The following is a 15,341-nucleotide window of genomic DNA, read 5'->3' as shown; positions in this document are numbered from 1 at the left end:
ACGAATATGTTGCAGTGAAATGGCGGTGGAGCCTTGGTCAGAGCGGGGTTCCGATCAGCACGTGGGACGGTGAGAACTGCACCTGGACGGTCGAGGATTCCTTCAACTCCAGGGTCTTGAGCAGCAACGGCTCGGCCAGGGCGCACAACGTCTGACCATTGGGCAGGGCAATTCGCACCTCGCAGGGGCCGTCCTCGGCGTCGAGAATCTGCTCGATCGTGCCCCTCAGGCAATTGTGTCCAGTTGTTACTTGGGCGCCCGCGGCTTGTACGTCCAGCCAGCCAGCCTTGATCAGTGCCACCACTTCGGTCCCCGGCAGCAGTTCCAGGCGCAGGGTGCTGTCGTGGGTGATCTGCGCCTGGAGTTGCAGGCCCTCGGGCAGTTCCAGGACGATCAGGTCGTTGCAGCCCTGGCTTTCGACAGCCCGGACCTTGCCATGCAACTGATTGCGCGCGCTGGTGCGCAGCATCAGGCGGCTGAGCAAGTCGAGGTCGCTGGTGTCTTCCGCCGCTTCCAGTACCTGGGCCTGCAGAGCTTGCAGGCGCTGGTAAAGACGCAGCACCCGCTCGCCCTCGGCGGACAGCTTGGCGCCGCCGCCGCCCTTGCCGCCGACGCTGCGCTCCACCAGCGGGCTCTGGGCCAGGTTGTTCAGTTCGTCGATGGCATCCCAGGCTGCCTTGTAGCTCAGGCCGGCGCTTTTTGCCGCGCGGGTGATGGAGCCTTGTTCGGCGATGTGTTGCAGCAAGGCAATGCGTTGCGGGCGGCGGACGATGTGCTGGGTCAACAGAGTGGGCAAGGACATGGCGGGGGCGCTTTGAACACTGGGGTGGGACTGGGAGTTTGCGGCTTGGGCGGCGAGAGTCAAGTCAGTCGCCGGTGCCGGGGCTTGGGGTCCTGGCCAGGCAGTAGATATCCACCCGACGGGCACCGGCGTCGATCAGCAAACGGGCCAGGGCCTGGGCGGTGGCGCCGGTGGTCAGGACATCGTCCACCAGGGCCAGGTGTCGTCCTGCAACCTGGGCCTGATCTGCAAGGGCGAAGGCCTGGCGCAGGTTGCGCTGGCGCGCCCGGGCATCCAGGCCCTGCTGGGCGGGGGTGTCTTGGGTGCGCAGGAGGAGCTTGGGTTGCACCACCAATTGCAACGAAGCGCCCAGCCACTGGGCTAGCATGCCTGCCTGATTGAAGCCGCGCTGGCGCAGCCGCCTGCGGGACAGTGGCACCGGCAGCAGGCAATCAGGCCGTGGCAGGCCTTCATCGAAGCGATAGTGGAGGAACTGGCCGAGAAGTTCGGCCATCAGCCGGCCAAAAGGCCATTTTTCATGGTGCTTGAAACGGCTGATCAGGCTGTCCACCGGGAAATCGTAGCGCCAGGGTGCGATCACCCGCTGAAACGCCGGCGGCTCTTGCAGGCACTGGCCACAGGTGAGGCCGGGCCCAGGCAGGGGCAGGGCGCAGACTGAACACTGGGCGCCGAGCCAGGGCAACTCGTCCAGGCAGGGAGCACACAGGGCCAGGGCCGAATCGCTGGGTTCGTCACACAATAAACATGCCTGATTGTTTTTTAACCAGATGTAAACCGGTCCTTTGTATCTGGGTTGACAGTGCATGGCTCTTCCTTAAATATGCCGAACATCCGTGTCGCGGCTGTGGGCTTTCCTGTCCTGCGCCGCTTGCCAAGCATAATCAAGGAATCGCCCATGAGCGCCAGCACCACCGCCACCCTGCGTCATGACTGGACTTTGGCTGAAGTCAAAGCCCTGTTCGTCCAGCCCTTCAATGACTTGCTGTTCCAGGCGCAGACGGTGCACCGCGCGCATTTCGACGCCAATCGGGTCCAGGTTTCCACGCTGCTGTCGATCAAGACCGGCGCTTGCCCGGAAGATTGCAAATATTGTCCGCAGTCCGGTCACTACAACACCGGCCTGGAAAAGGAAAAGCTCCTTGAGGTGCAGAAGGTCCTGGAAGAGGCCGCCCGGGCCAAGGCCATCGGTTCTACCCGTTTCTGCATGGGCGCGGCCTGGAAGCACCCTTCGGCCAAGGACATGCCCTATGTGCTGGAGATGGTCAAAGGCGTGAAGGCCTTGGGCCTGGAAACCTGCATGACCCTGGGCCGTCTCGATCAGGACCAGACCGAGGCGCTGGCCAAGGCCGGCCTGGACTACTACAACCACAACCTCGATACCTCGCCGGAGTTCTACGGCAACATCATCACCACCCGCACCTACAGCGAGCGCCTGCAGACCCTGGCCTATGTGCGTGACGCGGGCATGAAGATCTGTTCCGGCGGCATTCTCGGCATGGGCGAATCCCTGGATGACCGCGCCGGCCTGCTGATCCAGCTGGCCAATCTGCCGGAGCATCCGGAGTCGGTGCCGATCAACATGCTGGTGAAGGTGGCGGGTACGCCGCTGGAAAATGCCGAAGAGGTAGACCCCTTCGACTTTATCCGCATGCTCGCGGTGGCGCGGATTCTCATGCCGCAATCCCATGTGCGGCTATCGGCCGGCCGTGAGGCGATGAACGAGCAGATGCAGGCCCTGGCGTTCTTCGCCGGCGCCAACTCGATTTTCTATGGCGACAAGTTGCTGACCACCGCCAACCCGCAGGCCGACAAGGACATGCAGTTGTTCGCGCGCCTGGGCATTCAGCCCGAAGCCCGCGAAGAACACGCCGACGAGGTGCACCAGGCCGCCATCGAACAGGCCCTGGTGGAGCAGAAAAGCAGCGAGCAGTTCTACAACGCCGCCGTCTGACCTTCTGCCGTAGGAGCCGGTTTGCCGGCGAATCTCGCGAGCCTCATGGATTTCGCGTCGCCTGCTTCGCCGGCAAGCCAGCTCCTGGCGATGAACTGCCCGTAAGCCAACATCGAGGCCTGCATGTCTTTTGATCTCGCCGCGCGCCTTGCTGCCCGCCGTGCCGAACACCTCTATCGCCAGCGCCCGCTGCTGCAGAGCCCCCAGGGGCCGCAAGTGGTGGTCGACGGTCAGCCATTGCTGGCCTTTTGTAACAACGACTACCTGGGCCTGGCCAACCATCCGCAAGTGATCGAAGCCTGGCGTTCCGGTGCCAGCCGCTGGGGCGTGGGCGGTGGTGCTTCCCATCTGGTGATCGGCCACAGCACGCCCCATCACGCCCTGGAAGAGGCGCTGGCCGAACTCACTGGCCGCCCTCGGGCGCTGTTGTTTACCACCGGCTACATGGCCAACCTGGGGGCGGTGACGGCGCTGGTGGGGCAGGGCGATACGGTGCTGGAGGATCGTCTCAACCACGCGTCGCTGCTCGATGCGGGGCTGCTTTCCGGTGCGCGCTTCAACCGCTATCTGCACAACGATGCGCACAGCCTGGCCAAGCGTCTGGAAAAGGCCACCGGCAATACCCTGGTGGTCACCGATGGGGTGTTCAGCATGGACGGCGATGTCGCCGACCTGCCGGCCCTGGCTCGGGCAACCAAGGCCCGTGGCGCCTGGCTGATGGTGGACGATGCCCATGGTTTCGGGCCGCTGGGGGCCAATGGCGGCGGGCTGGTGGAGCATTTCGGCCTGGGGCTGGATGAGGTGCCGGTACTGGTGGGCACCCTGGGCAAGGCTTTCGGCACCGCCGGGGCCTTTGTCGCCGGCAGCGAGGATCTGATCGAAAGCCTGATCCAGTTTGCCCGGCCTTATATCTACACCACCAGCCAGCCGCCAGCCCTGGCCTGCGCCACCCTGAAAAGCCTGGAGCTGCTGCGCAGCGAGCATTGGCGGCGCGAGCACCTGGCGGCCTTGATCCGTCAATTCCGCCAGGGCGCCGAGCAGATCGGCCTGCAGCTGATGGACAGTTTCACCCCGATCCAGCCGATCCTGGTGGGCGACAGTGCTCGGGCTGTGCGCCTGTCGCAGATGCTGCGTGAACGGGGAATCATGGTCAGCGCCATTCGCCCGCCTACCGTGCCGGCCGGCAGCGCGCGGCTGCGGGTGACCTTGTCCGCGGCCCACAGCGAGGCCCAGGTGCAGCTATTGTTAAGCGCGTTGGCAGACTGTTTCAGAGAACTGCAAGCGGAGCCGAGCCATGCGTGATCGACTGATTCTGTTGCCGGGCTGGGGCTTGGGCGTGTCGCCGCTGGAACCTCTGGCGGCGGCCTTGCAGGGGCTGGATGAACACTTGCGGGTGGAGATCGAGCCCTTGCCGGAGTTGACCTCCAGCGACCCGCAGGACTGGCTGGACGAACTCGATGACGCCGTGCCGGACAATGCCTGGCTGGGTGGCTGGTCCCTCGGCGGCATGCTGGCTTCGGAACTGGCGGCGCGCCGTGGTGAGCGCTGCTGCGGCCTGCTGACCCTGGCCAGCAATCCCAGTTTTGTCGCCCATGAACAATGGGCCAGTGCCATGGCCGGGGAAACCTTCGACGGCTTCCTGGCCGGCTGCGCGGCCGATCCGCGAACCACCCTCAAGCGTTTTGCCTTGCTCTGCGCCCAGGGCGCCGCGGACACGCGGGGCCTGTCGCGGTTGCTCCTGAGCGGCGCGCCGACCACGGCGCCGGCGGTGCTGATGGCCGGGCTGGAGTTGCTGGCGCAGTTGGATACCCGCGAAGCCTTGCAAGGCTTTCGCGGGCCGCAGTTGCACTTGTTTGCCGGGCTCGATGCTCTGGTGCCTGCCGAGGCGGGCGGTGAATTGCTGGCCTTGCTGCCGGATATTGAAGTTGGCCTGATTGAACACGCCAGCCACGGATTTCTCCTGGAGGACCCCCATGGAGTGGCGGGAGCGATCCAGGCTTTCTTGCATGAGTCCGGTGATGACTGATCTTTCTCTGACTGCCTTTCCCGGTCGCCTGCCTGACAAGCGCCAGGTCGCGGCTTCGTTCTCCCGCGCGGCGGCCAGCTACGACAGTGTCGCGGAGCTGCAGCGTGCGGTCGGGCAACAATTGCTCAGCCGTCTGCCCCCGGGCCTTGAGCCACGGTGCTGGCTGGACCTGGGCTGCGGCACCGGGCATTTCAGCCGGGTGCTGGGGCAGCGTTTCAGTGCTGCCCAGGGGCTGGCCCTGGATATTGCCGAGGGCATGCTCAATCACGCCCGGCCTTTGGGTGGCGCGGACCATTTCATCGCCGGGGACGCTGAACGCCTGCCGTTGCAAGGCGACAGTTGCCAATTGATCTTCTCCAGCCTGGCGGTGCAGTGGTGCGACGATTTCTCTGCCGTGCTCAGTGAAGCGATGCGGGTGCTCAAGCCGGGCGGCGTGCTGGCTTTTGCCAGCCTGTGCGTGGGTACTTTGCAGGAACTGCGCGATAGTTGGGCACAGGTCGATGGCCAGGTTCACGTCAATCGCTTCCGTGAGTTCGAACGTTATCGACAGCTGTGTGAAGCCAGTGGCTTGCAAGTGCGCAGTCTGGAAAAGGCGCCCCATGTCCTGTATTACCCGGATGTGCGCAGCCTGACCCATGAGTTGAAAGCCCTGGGCGCGCACAACCTCAACCCCGGACGCCCGGGCGGCTTGACTGGACGGGCGCGGATCGCCGGGTTGATCGATGCCTACGAGGGTTTCCGACAGGCCAAGGGCCTGCCGGCGACTTATCAAGTGGTCTATGCCGTGCTGGAGAAACCGCTATGAGCCCTGCCTACTTCATTACGGGTACCGATACCGATGTGGGGAAAACCACCATTGCGGCCGGCTTGCTGCATGCGGCGCGTCTGGCCGGCCTGAGTACTGCTGCGGGCAAGCCGGTGGCTTCGGGTTGCGAGCTGACGGCCAAGGGCCTGCGCAACGCCGATGCCCTGGCATTGCAGGCGCAGTCTTCGTTGCCGTTGGCCTATGCAGAAGTGAATCCGGTTGCCTTCGAACCGGCCATCGCCCCTCATCTGGCAGCGCGAGAGGCCGGGGTGGCGCTGACCGTGCAGTCGCTGTTGACGCCCATGCGCCATCTGCTGGCCAAGGGCGCGGACTTCACGCTGATCGAAGGCGCGGGTGGTTGGCGGGTACCCCTGGCAGACCAGGACAATTTGTCGGATCTGGCCATGGCGCTGGGGCTGCCGGTGATCCTGGTGGTGGGCGTGCGTCTGGGTTGCATCAATCATGCGTTGCTGACGGCCGAAGCCATCGCTCAGGACGGCCTGCAACTGGCGGGGTGGGTGGCCAATATCATCGATCCAAAGACCTCTCGTCTGGAGGAAAACCTCGCAACCCTGGCCGAGCGCTTGCCGGCCCCGTGCCTGGGCAGGGTGCCGAAACTCAAGCCGGCCAGCGCCGAGGCGGTGGCCGAGCATTTGCAACTGGATCTGCTGGACTAGATTTTGCCTATTGCAAGGCATATTGCCATTAGTGTTTTTGACGGGTGTTTTCTTGACGGGTCTGCTTCAATGACACCTGTCACTCATTCTCAAGGTCGAGTTCTCCCATGCAAATCTCCGGGAACACCGCTTTCTACGCCGGGCTGAACGCTATCCAGACCGGGCAGAATCGCGTCGATCAAGCCGCCGGCCAGATTGCCAGCACTGCAGTTGAACGCTCTGCCGGCAGCCAGTCGTCGGATGTTCAGGTTGACCGCCTGCGCGCTGTGGATCGCAGCCAGGAATCGGATCTGGCCAGCAGCATGGTGGAGATGTCCATGGGCAAGATCCAGGCAGAACTGGGCGTCAATGTCGCCAAGGCCTCGGATGAAGTCCTCGGCACCCTGATCGATACCTACGCCTGATTACCCTCTGCAAAAGCCCGGCCTCCCAGAGAGACCGGGCTTTTTCATGCCTTTTCTGTTGATAGCGGCTCTCGCTGATTCCTTTCCCTGACTGATTGCCGGTGCGTCGGCTCCTACACTTCATGGCAGTGCCGTGGGTGTTCGCCTGCGTATGCATTTTGTTTCGATGACGAAAGGCATTGGCGCGACGCTTGACAAGATTTGGGCGTAAACGTATGTTTCAAACAACTGTTTGACCGCTATAAAAACTCAACGCGGTTGTTCATTCCCGGTTACATCAGCAGAGGTTTATCGCTATGCCTGACTACAAGGCCCCCTTGCGTGATATTCGCTTCGTTCGTGACGAGCTGCTCGGCTATGAGGCGCATTATCAGAGCCTCCCGGCTTGCCAGGACGCCACTCCGGACATGGTTGACGCCATTCTCGAGGAAGGTGCCAAGTTTTGTGAGCAGGTGCTGGCTCCGCTGAACCGTGTGGGCGACCTGGAAGGTTGCACCTGGAGTGAATCCGGCGTTAAGACCCCCACCGGCTTCAAGGAAGCCTACAAGCAATTCGTCGAAGGCGGCTGGCCAAGCCTGGCTCACGACGTTGAGCACGGTGGTCAGGGCCTGCCTGAATCCCTGGGCCTGGCGGTCAGCGAAATGGTTGGCGAAGCCAACTGGTCGTGGGGCATGTACCCTGGCCTGTCCCATGGCGCGATGAACACCATTTCCGAGCACGGTACTGCCGAGCAGCAAGAGGCCTACCTGACCAAGCTGGTGTCCGGCGAATGGACCGGCACCATGTGCCTGACCGAGCCGCACTGTGGCACCGACCTGGGCATGCTGCGCACCAAGGCCGAACCTCAGGCCGATGGTTCCTACAAAGTCACTGGCACCAAGATCTTCATCTCTGCCGGTGAACACGATATGGCCGACAACATCGTCCACATCGTTCTGGCCCGCCTGCCGGACGCACCGGCCGGTACCAAGGGTATTTCGCTGTTCATCGTGCCCAAGTTCCTGCCTAACGCTGATGGCAGCGTAGGTCAGCGCAACGCCGTGAGCTGTGGTTCCCTGGAGCACAAGATGGGGATCCACGGTAACGCCACCTGCGTGATGAACTTCGACGCGGCCACCGGTTTCCTCATCGGCCCGGCGAACAAAGGCCTGAACTGCATGTTCACCTTCATGAACACCGCGCGCCTGGGTACCGCTCTGCAAGGCCTGGCCCATGCCGAAATCGGCTTCCAGGGCGGCCTGAAGTACGCTCGCGATCGCCTGCAAATGCGCTCCCTGACTGGCCCGAAAGCGCCGGACAAGGCTGCCGACCCGATCATCGTGCACCCTGACGTGCGCCGCATGCTGCTGACCATGAAGGCCTTCGCCGAAGGCAACCGGGCAATGGTCTACTTCACTGCCAAGCAGGTCGATATCGTCAAGTACGGTGTGGATGAAGAAGAGAAGAAGAAAGCCGACGCACTGCTGGCGTTCATGACTCCGATCGCCAAGGCGTTCATGACTGAAGTTGGTTTTGAATCCGCCAACCACGGTGTGCAGATCTATGGCGGCCACGGCTTCATCGCCGAGTGGGGCATGGAGCAGAACGTTCGCGACAGCCGTATCTCGATGCTGTACGAAGGCACCACCGGTATCCAGGCGCTCGACCTGCTGGGCCGTAAAGTGCTGATGACTCAGGGCGAGGCTCTGAAAGGCTTTACCAAGATCGTCCACAAGTTCTGCCAGAACAACGAAGGCAACGAAGCCGTCAAGGAATTCGTCGCACCTCTGGCTGCACTGAACAAAGAATGGGGCGAGCTGACCATGAAGGTCGGTATGGCTGCCATGAAAGATCGCGAAGAAGTCGGCGCGGCCTCCGTGGACTACCTGATGTACTCCGGTTATGCCTGCCTGGCCTACTTCTGGGCCGACATGGCACGCCTGGCGGCTGAAAAGCTGGCAGCCGGCACCACCGAAGAGGCGTTCTACACCGCCAAGCTGCAGACCGCGCGTTTCTACTTCCAGCGCATCCTGCCGCGTACCCGAACTCACGTTGCAACCATGCTTTCGGGTGCCAACAACCTGATGGACATGAAGGAAGAAGACTTCGGCCTGGCTTACTAAGCCCGACCGCAGTGGTTCGAAAAGCCGTTCGCCCCTTGGGGCGAGCGGTTTTTTTATGCCCGCAGAATCTTCATGAAAATTCCCGACTAAATCGCTAAGCAGAAGCGATTTCCTGCCGTTAAAGAGATGGCAATGTGATGTCCATCACACCGCGTGTGCTTAACTTCAATAAATGAAGGCACAATGCCATTCATTGATCAGCCGGGTCGGAGTTTTACCCTTGCCGCGTTCTTTCGCTGTACGTTTCAGTCACTTTGTACCGTCTTTACTGCTTCTGCTTGCGGGGCTGGCGGCCGCCTACGTCAAGGACCTCAACGTCTTCTTCACCTCGCTGTTCAACGTGCTGCCAACCTTGGTGCTGTTGCTGGGCGGGGCGTATTGCGCGGTGTATCGGCGCCAGCGCGAGCTGTTCTTGATGGTCACCGTGTACATCGCCTATTTCCTGCTGGACACCCAGACCGACTACTACCGGGACAACGGTAGGGTCCGGGAAGACGCGGCGGTGGTGTTCCATCTCTGCTGCCTGTTGCTGCCCCTGTTGTTTGGCCTGTTCGCTGCCTGGCAGGAGCGCACGCACCTGTTCCAGGACATGGTGGCGCGTTTTGCCGTGCTGCTGGCCTTCGGCAGTGTGGCTCTGGGGCTCGAGCAGAGTTACCCGCAGGCTCTGCTGAACTGGTTGGCGGAGATCCGCTGGCCGGCCCTGCATGGCAGTTGGATGAGTTTGATCCAGTTGTCGTATCCAGTGTTCTTCGCGGCCTTCCTGCTGCTGGCGATCCAGTACTGGCGCAGTCCGCGTCCGCTGCATGCGGCGCAACTGGTGGGGCTCCTGGGGCTGTTCTGGATGCTGCCCAAGACCTTCATCCTGCCGTTCACCCTGAACATCATGTGCAGCCAGGTGATGCTGATGATCGCTGCTGCTGTCGCCCACGAGGCCTACCAGATGGCGTTCCGCGACGAGCTGACCGGCCTGCCGGGACGCCGCGCGCTTAACGAGCGCATGCAGCGCCTGGGGCGCAACTATGTGCTGGCGATGACCGACGTCGATCACTTCAAGAAATTCAATGACACCCACGGACACGATGTGGGCGACCAGGTGTTGCGCCTGGTGGCCAGCAAGCTCTCGAAAGTCACCGGGGGCGGCCGGGCCTACCGTTACGGAGGCGAGGAGTTTGCCGTGGTGTTCGCCGGCAAGACCATGGACGAATGCATGCCGCATCTGGAGATGATTCGCGAGATCATCGCCACCTACAACATTCAATTGCGTAATCAGGACAACCGCCCTCAGGACGACCAGCAGGGGCGCCAGCGGCGCGGTGTCGCTGCCGCGTCCAGTGTCTCGGTGACCATCAGTATCGGCGTCGCCGAGCGGCTGGCAGAGCACCGGACTCCGGAGGAAGTGCTCAAGGCTGCAGACCAGGCGCTCTACAGCGCCAAGGGGGCGGGGCGTAACTGTGTCATTGCATTCGGGCAGAACCGCCGCGGTGCGGTGCGCATGGATACAGCTGCGGGTTGAGTGATGATGGCGCATTCAGCGCCTGCACAGTCATTGGCAGGCTGAGGGCGGCGGCAGTAGGTTGGTCTGATCTGCTGCCGGAGAAACCACCATGCCCGAGTATCAAGCCCCCTTGCGCGACATGCGCTTTCTGATCGATCACGTCTTCGACTTTCATGCCAGTTACGCGGCGTTGGGGGCCACTGACGCCAGCCCGGACATGGTCAGTGCCATCCTCGAGGAAGGCGCGAAATTCTGCGAAAACGTCTTGGCCCCATTGAACCGTTCCGGTGACGAGGAAGGTTGCCACTTTGATAACGGCGTGGTCACCACGCCCAAGGGCTTCAAGCAGGCCTTCGCCCAGTACGTTGAAGGCGGCTGGCACGGGTTGGCCGCCGATCCGGCCTATGGCGGCCAGGGACTGCCCCACTCGCTGGGGCTGGTGATCAGCGAGATGGTGGGCTCCAGCAACACCTCCTGGGGCATGTACCCGGGCCTGACCCACGGTGCCATGTCGGCTATTCATGCCCACGGCAGCGCGGAACAGAAGCAGTTGTACCTGGGCAAGCTCACCGCCGGGCAATGGACCGGCACCATGTGCCTGACCGAAGCCCATTGCGGCACTGATCTTGGCATCATCAAGACTCGCGCGGTGCCCCAGGCAGACGGCAGCTATGCGGTGACGGGGAGCAAGATCTTCATCTCCGCCGGCGAGCACGACATGAGCGAGAACATCGTTCACCTGGTGTTGGCCAAGCTGCCGGACGCGCCGGCCGGAACCAAGGGTATTTCGCTGTTCATCGTGCCCAAGTTCCTGCCGGATGCGGCAGGTGAGGCCGGCGAGCGCAATGGCGTGAGCTGCGGCTCCATCGAGCACAAGATGGGGATCAAGGCGTCCGCGACCTGTGTACTGAACTTCGACGGTGCCAGGGGCTTTCTGATTGGTCAGGCCAACAAAGGCCTGAACTGCATGTTCACCATGATGAACCACGCCCGCCTGGGGACCGGAATGCAGGGCCTGTGTCTGGGTGAAACCAGCTTCCAGGGGGCGATCAGATACGCCAACGATCGTTTGCAGATGCGGTCGCTGACCGGCCCCAAGTCTCCGGACAAGGCGGCGGACCCGATCATTGTCCACCCTGATGTGCGGCGCATGCTGCTGACCATGAAGGCGTTCAACGAAGGCAACCGGGCCCTGGCCTACTTCACGGCCCAGTTGCTGGATGTGGCGCATCTGAGCCGCGATGAAGCCCAGCGCCAGGACGCCGAGAACCTCCTGGCGTTCCTCACCCCGATCTGCAAGGCCTTCATGACCGAGACCGGGCTGGAAGTGACCAACCACGGCATGCAGGTGTTCGGCGGTCATGGGTTTATTCGCGAATGGGGCATGGAGCAGTTGGTACGTGATTGCCGCATTGCTCCGATCTATGAAGGTACCAATGGCATCCAGGCTCTGGACCTGCTGGGCCGCAAGGTGCTGGGTAGCCAGGGCAAGCTGCTGCTGGGCTTTACCCGGATTGTGCACAAGTTCTGCAGCGCGCATGCCGAGCATCCGCAGCTCCAGGCTTATGTCGCGCAACTCGATGCCTTGAACCGTCAGTGGGGCGAGTTGACCACCAAGGTCGGCATGGCAGCCATGAACAACCCCGACGAAGTGGGGGCTGCGGCCTTGGATTACCTGATGTACAGCGGCTACATCGTCCTGGCCTATTTCTGGTTGCGCATGGCTCTGGTCGCACAGCAGCAACTGGACGCCGGGCAGGGCGACCAGGACTTCGCCACCGCCAAGCTGATCACCTGCGAGTTCTATTTCAAGCGCCTGCTGCCCCGTACGGGGGCTCATCGGGCGGCCATCGAGGCCGGCAGTGATTGCCTGATGAAGCTTCCCGCGCAGTTGTTCGCCTTGTAACTGCTAGGGCGGCACGAACAAAGCCCGCTGCTGCGGGTTTTTTCGTGCTTGGGAATATCTGTGACTAAAAATTACATAAAGGTCACTAGTTGACCCTATGTGTCGCAAAAGTTGTTCGGGTACACTCTGGTTTTCTAAATGGGTCCGTTTCGGCCCGCTTTTTTAGTTCTTGCGAGGTTTGCCATGGCTGACTACAAAGCGCCCTTGCGCGATATGCGCTTCGTCCTCAATGAAGTTTTCGAGGTCGCCAAACTCTGGGCCCAGTTGCCGGCTCTGGCTGAGACTGTGGATGTCGAGACGGTCGAGGCGATTCTGGAGGAAGCGGGCAAAGTCACCGCCAGAAGCATCGCTCCGCTGAGTCGCGGTGCCGACGAGGAAGGTTGCCACTGGGACAACACCGTGGTGACCACCCCTGAAGGTTTCCCACAGGCCTATCAGACCTACGCCGAAGGTGGCTGGGTCGGCGTGGGTGGCGATCCCGAGTTCGGCGGCATGGGCATGCCCAAGGCGGTATCGGCCCAGGTCGAGGAAATGGTCAACTCCGCGAGCCTGGCCTTTGGCCTGTACCCGATGCTGACTGCCGGGGCCTGCCTGTCGATCAACGCCCATGCCAGCGAAGAGCTGAAAGCCACCTACCTGCCGAACATGTATGCCGGTGTCTGGGCAGGCTCCATGTGCCTGACCGAGCCCCATGCCGGTACCGATCTGGGGATTATCCGCACCAAGGCCGAGCCTCGAGCCGACGGTTCCTATGCCATCAGCGGAACCAAGATCTTCATTACCGGTGGTGAGCACGACCTGACGGAAAACATCATTCACCTGGTGCTGGCCAAGCTGCCGGATGCGCCGGCTGGTCCCAAGGGTATTTCCCTGTTCCTGGTGCCCAAGTTCATGGTCAATGCCGATGGCAGCCTGGGCGAGCGCAACCCGGTGACCTGTGGTTCGATCGAGCACAAGATGGGCATCCAGGCTTCGGCCACGTGCGTGATGAACTTCGATCAGGCCATCGGTTACCTGGTGGGTGAACCGAACAAGGGCCTGGCGGCCATGTTCACCATGATGAACTACGAGCGTTTGGGGGTAGGTATCCAGGGGCTGGCCACTGGCGAGCGTTCCTACCAGAACGCTATTGAATATGCCCGTGATCGCCTGCAGAGCCGCTCGCCTACCGGCCCGCAAGCCAAGGACAAGGTAGCCGACCCGATCATTGTGCACCCGGATGTGCGGCGCATGCTGCTGACCATGAAGGCTGCAAACGAAGGCGGCCGGGCATTTTCCACCTATGTGGCGATGCAGTTGGATACCGCCAAGTTCAGCGAAGATCCGGATACCCGCAAGCGCGCGGAAAGCCTGGTGGCACTGCTGACCCCGGTGGCCAAGGCTTTCCTGACCGACCTGGGTCTGGAAACCACGGTTCATGGCCAGCAGATCTTCGGCGGCCACGGCTATATCCGTGAGTGGGGCCAGGAACAACTGGTACGCGATGTACGGATTACCCAGATCTACGAGGGCACCAACGGTATCCAGGCTCTGGATCTGGTGGGACGCAAGATCGTCGGGAGCGGCGGTGCGTTCTATAAGCTGTTCGCCGACGAGATCCGCCATTTCACCGCTACGGCGGATGAGCAATGGGGGGAGTTCACCCGCCCGCTGAACGCGGCGCTGGACAATCTGGATGAGCTGACCGCCTGGGTATTGGACCGGTCCGCCAGCAACCCCAACGAAATCGGGGCAGCGTCGGTGGAATACCTGCAGGTATTTGGCTACACCGCCTACGCCTACATGTGGGCACTGATGGCCAAGGCTGCGTTGGGCAAGGAGCAGGAAGACGACTTCTATGCCAGCAAACTGGGGACGGCGCGGTTCTACTTCGCCCGCCTGCTGCCGCGTATCCACTCGCTTAGCGCCTCGGTCAAGGCCGGTAGCGAATCGCTGTTCCTGTTGCAGGCTGAGCAGTTTTAACCAGCAAGGGCGTTTGTAAGTCATCTCTTACATAACGTGCTGCTGATCGTCCATATCGGTAGATGACGGCTGAAGCTAATCTACTTCACATGGACGTCGCGCAGGAAGCGCAAAGCAACAACACGGACACGTAGGATTCCGCCAGGATGGTGGAGTGAAAAGGATGTCAGGGAAACAGTCTGCAAAGCCCCGCTTCGGCGGGGTTTTCTTTTGTCCGGGTTTTATATTTTGGCAGGCTTATCCCGGCACCTCCACGGCGGAAGTTCCCCCCAGGCGCGGTTCCTGCGCATTCATCGAGTCTTCCAACAAGCTGCGCAGCAGCTCCAGCGTCCCCTGCTGACGCTGCAGATCCCGGCAGACCAACCCCACCTTTAGCGGCACCCTGGGCTCGCTCAGCGGCTTCCACAACAGTTCCTTGTTGCCGTGCTGCTGTTGGGAGCGTCCGGGAAGCACGGTGGCCAGCCGTGTATGGGGCAGGCTGTCGAGAATCCCGGCCATGTTGTTCAGCTCCGCCTGCACCTGCGGGCGCCGCCCCAGATTGGCCAGTTGAGCCTGCCAGATCTGGCGGATCTGGAACTCCTCTCCCAACAACAGCATCGGCAACTCTGCTGCCTGGCTCATGGAGACCTTCTTGAATTCGCGCAGCGGATGCTGCTCCGGGATGACCAGAGTCAGTTCATCTTCGTACAGCGGTACCCCATGCAGACCTGGCTGGCGTGGCGGCAAGTAGCTGATGCCGATATCCAGCGAGCCATTGAGCAGGCGCCTTTCGATCTCCAGGCCGGTCAATTCATAGATCTGCACCACAAGATGGGGCTGGGCCTTGCGTACACGCTCAAGCATCTGCGGTACCAGGCTGGTATGCACGGTTTGCAGTACGCCGATCGCCAAGGTGCGCAGCGCCTGGCCCTTGAAGTTGCGCAAGGCTTCGCGGGCCTGTTGCAAGCCGTCGAGCAGGGGCAGGGCGTGGTTGTACAGCGTATGCGCCGCCAGTGTCGGCAACAGGCGTTTACTGCTGCGCTCGAACAGGCTGACGTCGAGGTTCTGTTCCAGCTGGCGGATCTGCTGGGAAAGCGCCGGTTGCGAGATCGACAGCCGTTCGGCGGCACGTCCCACATGACCTTCTTCATACACCGCGACGAAATAACGCAGTTGCTTAAAATCCATAAGTATTTCTTATCGAAAAAGCTTAAAAAACGAAATGGCCCGAA

At 61.8% G+C, this 15,341-nt stretch carries 13 protein-coding genes; 10 read left to right on the top strand and 3 right to left on the bottom strand.

What is annotated here, in order from left to right; translation table 11 throughout:
- Positions 1-37: 37 nt before the first annotated feature.
- On the bottom strand, positions 38-802 hold the full coding sequence (locus AC1RL5_RS10340) for a TOBE domain-containing protein (protein WP_011063870.1): 765 nt from the start codon (positions 800-802) through the stop codon (positions 38-40).
- Between the two features lie 64 nt (positions 803-866).
- A complete protein-coding gene (locus AC1RL5_RS10335; RefSeq protein ID WP_492589372.1) occupies positions 867-1,607 on the bottom strand; it encodes a ComFC family protein in 741 nt (246 codons plus the stop codon).
- 90 nt (positions 1,608-1,697) lie between these two features.
- On the opposite strand from AC1RL5_RS10335, the gene bioB reads away from it, so the two are divergent.
- From bioB to AC1RL5_RS10285, 10 genes are all read left to right on the top strand, one after another.
- Positions 1,698-2,753: a biotin synthase BioB gene (gene bioB / locus AC1RL5_RS10330; protein WP_492589373.1), complete on the top strand. Its 1,056-nt coding sequence runs from the start codon at positions 1,698-1,700 to the stop codon at positions 2,751-2,753.
- Positions 2,754-2,876: 123 nt separating this feature from the next.
- Complete coding sequence (bioF, locus tag AC1RL5_RS10325) at positions 2,877-4,055, top strand: 8-amino-7-oxononanoate synthase (protein ID WP_011063867.1); 1,179 nt, start codon at positions 2,877-2,879, stop codon at positions 4,053-4,055.
- Positions 4,048-4,779 carry an alpha/beta fold hydrolase gene (locus tag AC1RL5_RS10320; RefSeq protein WP_072451756.1) on the top strand — a complete coding sequence of 244 codons (732 nt, stop codon included), beginning with the start codon at positions 4,048-4,050 and terminating at the stop codon, positions 4,777-4,779. Before bioF ends, AC1RL5_RS10320 begins: the two co-directional genes overlap by 8 nt.
- The gene (gene bioC / locus AC1RL5_RS10315; protein ID WP_053154238.1) at positions 4,772-5,584 is read left to right on the top strand and encodes a malonyl-ACP O-methyltransferase BioC; all 813 of its coding nucleotides are present in this window, start codon (positions 4,772-4,774) and stop codon (positions 5,582-5,584) included. The genes AC1RL5_RS10320 and bioC overlap by 8 nt, the downstream gene beginning before the upstream one ends.
- Positions 5,581-6,261 carry a dethiobiotin synthase gene (gene bioD / locus AC1RL5_RS10310; protein WP_011063864.1) on the top strand — a complete coding sequence of 227 codons (681 nt, stop codon included), beginning with the start codon at positions 5,581-5,583 and terminating at the stop codon, positions 6,259-6,261. Before bioC ends, bioD begins: the two co-directional genes overlap by 4 nt.
- Before the next feature lie 107 nt (positions 6,262-6,368).
- The gene (locus AC1RL5_RS10305; RefSeq protein WP_011063863.1) at positions 6,369-6,665 is read left to right on the top strand and encodes a hypothetical protein; all 297 of its coding nucleotides are present in this window, start codon (positions 6,369-6,371) and stop codon (positions 6,663-6,665) included.
- 296 nt (positions 6,666-6,961) lie between these two features.
- Positions 6,962-8,767 carry a phenylacyl-CoA dehydrogenase gene (locus AC1RL5_RS10300; protein ID WP_015637270.1) on the top strand — a complete coding sequence of 602 codons (1,806 nt, stop codon included), beginning with the start codon at positions 6,962-6,964 and terminating at the stop codon, positions 8,765-8,767.
- Between the two features lie 220 nt (positions 8,768-8,987).
- A complete protein-coding gene (locus AC1RL5_RS10295) occupies positions 8,988-10,280 on the top strand; it encodes a GGDEF domain-containing protein (protein WP_011063861.1) in 1,293 nt (430 codons plus the stop codon).
- A gap of 91 nt (positions 10,281-10,371) precedes the next feature.
- Complete coding sequence (locus AC1RL5_RS10290) at positions 10,372-12,168, top strand: acyl-CoA dehydrogenase C-terminal domain-containing protein (RefSeq protein WP_011063860.1); 1,797 nt, start codon at positions 10,372-10,374, stop codon at positions 12,166-12,168.
- Between the two features lie 183 nt (positions 12,169-12,351).
- Complete coding sequence (locus tag AC1RL5_RS10285; protein ID WP_019094528.1) at positions 12,352-14,130, top strand: acyl-CoA dehydrogenase C-terminal domain-containing protein; 1,779 nt, start codon at positions 12,352-12,354, stop codon at positions 14,128-14,130.
- Between the two features lie 237 nt (positions 14,131-14,367).
- Here the strand turns inward: AC1RL5_RS10285 and AC1RL5_RS10280 are convergent, their stop codons facing one another.
- A complete protein-coding gene (locus tag AC1RL5_RS10280; RefSeq protein WP_011063858.1) occupies positions 14,368-15,297 on the bottom strand; it encodes a LysR family transcriptional regulator in 930 nt (309 codons plus the stop codon).
- Positions 15,298-15,341: the final 44 nt, after the last annotated feature.

The organism is Pseudomonas sp. GW822-FHT06D10 (assembly GCF_058799535.1).
This window is presented reverse-complemented; position numbering and strand designations above follow the sequence as displayed.